The sequence below is a fragment of the Acinetobacter sp. NigerLNRRAM0016 genome (genome assembly GCF_054112845.1).
On sequence record NZ_JBSYVT010000014.1, the window covers coordinates 85,873 to 92,212 of the forward strand.

Below are 6,340 nucleotides of genomic sequence, written 5' to 3' on the forward strand. Positions count from 1 at the left end.
GGGAGTAGACATGCATTTGCAGATTGATCTATTACGACATGGGGAAAGTGAACTGAGTCATACCCTGCGTGGTTCACTGGATGATGCGCTGACGACACATGGTTGGCAACAGATGCTCAGTAGTATCGATCAATCTCAAACGCAGTCTTTTCCACAGCCCCAGCACTGGGATGTGGTCTTTTCCTCACCATTACAGCGTTGTCGTATATTTGCGGAACACATCGTCAAAGAGCGGGATATACCGTTAATTTTAGATGAACGTCTGCAAGAAATGCATTTTGGCGATTGGGAAGGACAGTCGATCCAACAACTGTATGAACAATTTCCTGAAACTTTGGCAGACTTTTGGCAAAAACCTACGCAAATCACACTACCCAATGCGGAAAGCATGCAGCAGTTCCATCTCAGAGTAACTACGGCAATGAGAGCTATACAGCAGAGGATAGAATATAACGGTTGGCAATCTGCATTGGTGGTCACGCATGGCGGGGTAATTAAACTGTTAAAGTGTATGGTGTTACAGCAACCCTTGGATGATGTGTTGAAAATGACGGCTGAATTGGGGCAGCTTAGCTCTTTTCGCTGGGATACGGTTACACAGAGCTTGGCTTTGCAGGAGTTAACATGACTCCATTTCTGATTGCTTTGCAGTTCTTGACTACGTTACGAATTCAACTGAAAGAAATGCCGACGGCTCAGCAGAATGCAAATTCGATTTTATTCTATCCTGTGGTTGGTTTAATCATTGGGCTAATCTTATATATTGTGGCGCTATTGCTGTCTGGGTTGCCTACAGTTTTACTTTCCAGCCTGATTCTGGTGCTTTGGATCTGGCTCACAGGCGGCTTACATTTGGATGGCTTGGCAGATACCGCAGATGCATGGGTAGGCGGCTTTGGCGATAAGGAACGTATCCTTAAGATTATGAAAGACCCGAGTTGTGGTCCAATTGGGGTGCTGAGTTTAATTATCGTCTGTGTCTTAAAATGGGCAGCGCTGTATGTCTTGCTAGAAGAGAAAGCAGCGCTTGCTTTATTGCTGTTTCCCGTGTTTGGGCGAACCATTGCTTTGGCACTCTTTGTGAGTACACCGTATGTGCGTTCCAATGGTTTAGGTTCGAGTATTGCTGCGCATTTGCCTAAGCGCCGTGTCTATTGGGTTATTGGTTTGAGTCTAAGCCTTGTTATGTATTTCTTGGGCTTAGGTCTGCTTACTGGGCTGGCATGGGTTTTAACATTCGTCTATCTACGGACTAAGTTCCTGCAACGTCTAGAAGGCATTACAGGAGATACCATTGGTGCGAGTATTGAAATAAGCGAAACAGCTTGTTTACTGGCGTTTGTCATAGGTCTGAGTTATCTACCGATAGGCACACTGTTTTAAGGATTCTTGATAAAAAATTAGCCTAAGCAGCGCATGACGATATGAATTAAGCTTGGTCCAAGAATCACCATAAACACACCTGCCAAAACCATCGTTAAAGAGGCAATCACGCCTTCTTCATGATGCCGCATAAATGCCTTACTGGTGCCAAAGCCATGTGCGGCATTGCCTAGCGAAGCGCCTTGCGCAAAGGCAGAGTTTAGTTTTAACAGCAGTAAAACAGTATCTCCCAAAAGTACGCCTGCAATCCCTGTAATCATGGTAAATAAAATCACCAATTCGACTGAACCTCCTATATGCGAGGTCAGTTCCATGGCAAAAGGGGTAGAGATTGAGCGGGACATCAGGCTATAAGTGGTTTGGCTGTCAAAATGAAACAGTTTCGCCAAATAGAAGGCACTGATTACACCAGCACTCATTCCAATCACAATCCCCAGACTGATTGAAAACAGATGCGCGCGAATTAACTGGCGATATTCATAGATGGGAATCGCAAAGGCGATGGTTGCGGGTCCAAGCATCCAGACAATCCAGTGATTATCGGTCATATAGGTGTCATAGGAGATATGAAAACCCAACAAAATTAGAATCAGGACAAAAGGAACCAGCATTGCTGGGGAGAGCAACATATAGGGATAACGACGATAAAGCTTTTTCGCCAAGATGTACCCAATAATGGTGGCAATGAAACACAAGAGCGCCGTGATGTTCATGAGTGTGCTTCCACTTTTTTAGACGGACGATGATTTTGCTTTTGCTGTAGTTTACGTTCGAGCTTAAAACCAAAGTGCACGCTGTAAGCCGTCATCACCATAACGCAAAGAGTACCCAACACAACTGCAAGAATGAGCTGCCAGCCTTGCGTGATAAAAAGATGCTTATATTTGACCAAGCCCACCACACAGGGAATAAACATCAACACCAATTCGGCAAGAATGAAATCTGCGCCTGATTTAATCCACACCAATTTCATCATGCCAGACATTAGGGCAAGCAAAAGCAGGATCAGTCCAATTACACCCGCAGAAATGGGGAGATGGAAATATTGTTGAATCAAGGCACTGATCCACCACAGCCCAATTAGAAATAGCAATTGAGCAGTGACTTTTAGAACATACTGTATTTTTGAAGCAGTGGGAGAGGACATGACATAAACAAGTCTAATCAACAGGTTTTTATTGTAGAATTGACCTGCTGTTTTAATTATGAATAATAAAAAAATAATTATGCAAATATGGAATATTTGGTGTGGATATCAAAAGCCTACAGATTTTTGTCACGCTTGTAGAAACCCAGAGTTTCACTGTAGCCGCGGAACAGTTGAATCTCACCCAACCCACCATCAGCAAGGCGATGCGTGCTCTAGAAGAGCAGTTAGGCGTTATGCTGCTGCATAAAGGCGAAGCTGGAAGGAAGCGCGGGGTCGCATTGACCTATGTGGGGCAGCAGGTGTATGAGCATGCTTTAATTATCTTGAATGAGCAGCAGCGTATTTTTGATACGGTGACGCAAGTAAGAGGTTTAAAGAAAGGCAAGTTGACTATTGGGTTACCGCCTTTGGCTGCCATGATGCTGAGTACCGTGATTGCCAAGTTTCATAGTCAGTATCCGCATATCGAGCTGAATTTTCTGGAAGTCGGAGCTACGGGCATCGAAGAAGCAATACTTCGTAAAGAGGTGGATGCGGGTGTCGTGATGGGGGATTTAAAACCCTTACTCAGTGGTTTTGAAATTATTAACTCTCCAATTTGTCTATTGGCAAAGAAAAACTCGCATTGGCGCAAAAAATCACAAATCAAACTGATTGAGCTTCAAGAAGAGTCCTTTTTGCTGTATGCCAATACCTTTACCCTGAACAATGTGATTATACAGGCTGCGCAGTCGGTGGGTTTCGAGCCTAAAGTGGCATGTCGCAGTAGCCAATGGGACTTTATTGCCAAGTTGGTGGAATCTAATGTCGGAATTGCCTTACTGCCACAAGCCTATTGTGAGCGATTAAATAGTGAAGAGTTTCATATTGCCTTGCTGACAGAGCCGAATATTAATTGGAATTTAAAGATGGCTTGGAACAGTAGCGTCGCGATGACACCAGCGACAAGAGCATGGCTGAATATCATTCAAGATAATCTTGAAAGTATTCATTTTTAGTATAATTCCTGTATGGGTGGTAAATAGACCGCCCAATGAAAGGTATTAAGATAAAGTCACACCTGAACATAAGATTCATGAGCGTTATTATAGAAGTGTAGATTCGTTAATACAGGCGGTTGATACAACCGACCATCGCTATTTTTTGATCATTCCTCGAATGGGGAAAATGCAGCATTTCTTGCCGAAATTGAGCAAGCTGAAACGCTAAAATTGAATCCTGTTTTGGAAGAATTGCCTAAATGGTTTGTAGATAGAGTCTTAATCGAATTCGAAAGGAGAGTTTGCGTAAAATTCATACAAAATTGCACTTGAATAATTTATAAATAAACATATTATAAAAACATATATTGTTTTGAATGGAACGCAGAAAATGCATGACTATCTAACCGCTTTTATCGGTGGAACACTACTTGGTGTATCCGCCGTGGGTTATTTGTGGGTCAATGGTCGTATTGCAGGAATTAGCGGCCTGATTTCACAAGTACTTAGCCCGAAAACCTTATTCAGTACACCCGCAATTTGGTTCTTATTGGGACTCATTATCGTGCCATTTGCGTATGGGGCATTTACGCAACCGCAGATTCAGATTGAAAGTTCACCGTTCATTATGATTTTAGCGGGTTTGTTGGTTGGATTTGGTACGCGACTTGGTTCTGGATGTACCAGTGGTCACGGTATTTGCGGGATTAGCCGTTTATCGAAACGATCACTTATTGCAACAGCAACCTTTATGCTTGCTGGCGCCGTGACAGTGTTTGTAATGCGTCATATTTTGGGAGCATAAACATGAAAAATATATTTGCCTTTATTTTTGGTGGTTTATTTGCCACAGGTTTAATGTTCTCGGGTATGGCGAATCCACAAAAAGTACTAAATTTTCTTGATGTATTTGGAACTTGGGATGCCAGTTTGGCCTTTGTGATGATGGGTGCAATTGCGGTGGCATTCATTCCATTTCAAGTATTATCAAAACAGCAAGCGCCTAAAACGGTATTTAATGAGCCGATTTTACTGCCTAAAAACACGCAACTTGATCCTAAATTAATCACAGGTAGTGCGATTTTTGGTATTGGTTGGGGATTAGCAGGTATTTGTCCGGCTCCAAGTCTTACCTTGGTGGGTTTAGGTCATTATCAGGCGTTTTATTTCATTATTGCGATGTCGATCGGTGTTATTTTGTATAACAAAACATTGGGAGCAAAATTATGATAAATCAGCCCGTTGTAAAAGCTTTTTTTGAAAAGGAAACCAATACTTTTAGCTATGTGGTGAGTGATCCAGCTAGTCAGCAATGCGCAATTATAGATAGTGTGCTGAATTATGACGCTGCGTCAGCAACAACAAACACAACTTCGGCTGATGAAATTATTGCCTATATTCACCAAAATAGCCTAAGCGTAATGTGGATCCTTGAAACTCACGTTCATGCAGATCACATGACCGCTTCTCAATACCTGAAACAGCAGGTGGGGGGAGTGGTCGCGATGAGTGAAAAAATAGCGATTGTACAGGATACTTTTACAGCGATTTATCATATCGAGCCTAAACATTTTAATTCAACACGTTCATTTGACTATTTGTTTAAGGATGGCGAGCATTTCAAAATTGGCGAGTTACAGGCGTATAACATTCCAACACCTGGGCATACGCCAGCGTGTCTAAGCTATGTAATTGGTGATGCTGTATTTGTTGGTGACACGCTATTTATGCCTGATTACGGTACAGCGCGCTGTGATTTTCCTAAAGGCAGCGCGGACATTCTGTATGATTCGGTACAAAAATTATATGCTTTAGATGATAAAACCCGAGTGTTCTTATGCCACGATTATTTGCCTGAAGGTCGCGATCATTTTGTTTATGAAACCACTATTGCGGAACAAAAACAGCATAACATTCATATTCATGCAGGCACTGAAAAAGCAGATTTTGTCCAAATGCGTAATCAACGCGATGCAACTTTGGAGATGCCCAAACTGATTTTACCTTCTATACAAATTAATATGTACGCTGGACACTTTCCAGATCCAGAAACCAATGGGGTTCGTTACTTGAAAATTCCATTTAATTTTTTCAAAGCTAAAGCATAAACATTAAATAAATACATAAAAAATCAGGAAATACACCGCTATTACCCTGATTTTTTTGTGCTTTTATAAATAGCCTAAGCAAATTTATTGATTATTTTATATTGAAAAGCCACTATATATAAAAATACCTGATAGAAGCACCATGATTCTTAATTATCAATTACAGCAAACAGAGCAACCAAGCGATTTAGAGCCAATTGTGCTTATACATGGCTTATTTGGCAGTTTAAGCAATCTGGGCATGTTGGCTCGGGCTTTTGATCAACGTACTGTAATACAGCTAGATGTGCGTAATCATGGCTTATCTGAGCACAGTGAACAGATGAATTATGATTTGATGGCACAAGATGTCTTAGACACCTTAAATGAGCTGAATATCCAAAAATTTTCCCTTATTGGGCATTCCATGGGTGGAAAAATCAGCATGAAGGTGGCGGAGAAGGCTGAAAATCGTGTTGTGCGCCTGATTGTGTTGGATATTACGCCTTTTGCTTATCAAGAAAATCATCATGAGCAAATTTTTAAAGCATTATTTGCTGTACAGGAAGCTGCACCACAATCTCGTGTACAAGCGACTGAAATCATGAAGCAATTTGTGCGTGAGGATATGGTTATTCAGTTTTTATTGAAATCATTTACGCAAGGCAAATGGCGTTTTAATTTAAATGCGATTTTTGCACATTACTCAGAAATTTTGTCGTGGAATGAAATAAATCCAT

Annotated in this window: 9 protein-coding genes and 1 pseudogene; 8 read left to right on the forward strand and 2 right to left on the reverse strand. The window is 41.5% G+C overall.

Features of this window, described 5'->3' with window-relative positions; translation table 11 throughout:
- The first annotated feature begins 10 nt into the window (after nucleotides 1–10).
- Together ACWQ4X_RS10690 and ACWQ4X_RS10695 are read left to right on the forward strand one after the other, a co-directional pair.
- Nucleotides 11–628 (forward strand): histidine phosphatase family protein, encoded by a 618-nt coding sequence (locus ACWQ4X_RS10690; RefSeq protein ID WP_457903623.1) that lies wholly within the window; start codon nucleotides 11–13, stop codon nucleotides 626–628.
- The gene (locus ACWQ4X_RS10695; RefSeq protein WP_457903624.1) at nucleotides 625–1,383 is read left to right on the forward strand and encodes an adenosylcobinamide-GDP ribazoletransferase; all 759 of its coding nucleotides are present in this window, start codon (nucleotides 625–627) and stop codon (nucleotides 1,381–1,383) included. Before ACWQ4X_RS10690 ends, ACWQ4X_RS10695 begins: the two co-directional genes overlap by 4 nt.
- A 17-nt stretch (nucleotides 1,384–1,400) precedes the next feature.
- Here ACWQ4X_RS10695 and ACWQ4X_RS10700 read toward each other — a convergent pair whose 3' ends face one another.
- Together ACWQ4X_RS10700 and ACWQ4X_RS10705 are read right to left on the reverse strand one after the other, a co-directional pair.
- Entirely contained in the window at nucleotides 1,401–2,096 is a 696-nt protein-coding gene (locus ACWQ4X_RS10700; RefSeq protein WP_100240744.1) for an LrgB family protein, read from the reverse strand.
- The gene (locus tag ACWQ4X_RS10705) at nucleotides 2,093–2,530 is read right to left on the reverse strand and encodes a CidA/LrgA family protein (RefSeq protein ID WP_457903625.1); all 438 of its coding nucleotides are present in this window, start codon (nucleotides 2,528–2,530) and stop codon (nucleotides 2,093–2,095) included. The genes ACWQ4X_RS10700 and ACWQ4X_RS10705 overlap by 4 nt, the downstream gene beginning before the upstream one ends.
- Nucleotides 2,531–2,631: 101 nt before the next feature.
- Between ACWQ4X_RS10705 and ACWQ4X_RS10710 the strand changes: the two genes are divergently transcribed.
- The 6 genes and pseudogenes from ACWQ4X_RS10710 to ACWQ4X_RS10735 all read left to right on the forward strand — a co-directional run.
- Nucleotides 2,632–3,531: a LysR family transcriptional regulator gene (locus ACWQ4X_RS10710; RefSeq protein WP_457903626.1), complete on the forward strand. Its 900-nt coding sequence runs from the start codon at nucleotides 2,632–2,634 to the stop codon at nucleotides 3,529–3,531.
- Between the two features lie 61 nt (nucleotides 3,532–3,592).
- Nucleotides 3,593–3,846 (forward strand): annotated as a pseudogene (locus ACWQ4X_RS10715) (hypothetical protein); the annotation flags it as partial.
- A 58-nt stretch (nucleotides 3,847–3,904) separates the two neighbouring features.
- On the forward strand, nucleotides 3,905–4,318 hold the full coding sequence (locus tag ACWQ4X_RS10720; RefSeq protein ID WP_374527313.1) for a YeeE/YedE family protein: 414 nt from the start codon (nucleotides 3,905–3,907) through the stop codon (nucleotides 4,316–4,318).
- 2 nt (nucleotides 4,319–4,320) lie between these two features.
- On the forward strand, nucleotides 4,321–4,743 hold the full coding sequence (locus ACWQ4X_RS10725; protein ID WP_457903627.1) for a DUF6691 family protein: 423 nt from the start codon (nucleotides 4,321–4,323) through the stop codon (nucleotides 4,741–4,743).
- Nucleotides 4,743–5,621: an MBL fold metallo-hydrolase gene (locus tag ACWQ4X_RS10730; RefSeq protein WP_457903632.1), complete on the forward strand. Its 879-nt coding sequence runs from the start codon at nucleotides 4,743–4,745 to the stop codon at nucleotides 5,619–5,621. The genes ACWQ4X_RS10725 and ACWQ4X_RS10730 overlap by 1 nt, the downstream gene beginning before the upstream one ends.
- Nucleotides 5,622–5,763: 142 nt before the next feature.
- Nucleotides 5,764–6,340 (forward strand): alpha/beta fold hydrolase (locus ACWQ4X_RS10735; protein WP_457903628.1); only part of this gene is annotated, 577 nt, incomplete at its 3' end.

What these genes read in the sequence shown, in the direction of transcription:
- ACWQ4X_RS10690 (WP_457903623.1), top strand. Translation starts at nt 11, where the DNA reads ATGCATTTGCAGATTGATCTATTACGACATGGGGAAAGTGAACTGAGT.
- ACWQ4X_RS10695 (WP_457903624.1), top strand. Translation starts at nt 625, where the DNA reads ATGACTCCATTTCTGATTGCTTTGCAGTTCTTGACTACGTTACGAATT.
- ACWQ4X_RS10700 (WP_100240744.1), bottom strand. Translation starts at nt 2,096, where the DNA reads ATGAACATCACGGCGCTCTTGTGTTTCATTGCCACCATTATTGGGTAC.
- ACWQ4X_RS10705 (WP_457903625.1), bottom strand. Translation starts at nt 2,530, where the DNA reads ATGTCCTCTCCCACTGCTTCAAAAATACAGTATGTTCTAAAAGTCACT.
- ACWQ4X_RS10720 (WP_374527313.1), top strand. Translation starts at nt 3,905, where the DNA reads ATGCATGACTATCTAACCGCTTTTATCGGTGGAACACTACTTGGTGTA.
- ACWQ4X_RS10725 (WP_457903627.1), top strand. Translation starts at nt 4,321, where the DNA reads ATGAAAAATATATTTGCCTTTATTTTTGGTGGTTTATTTGCCACAGGT.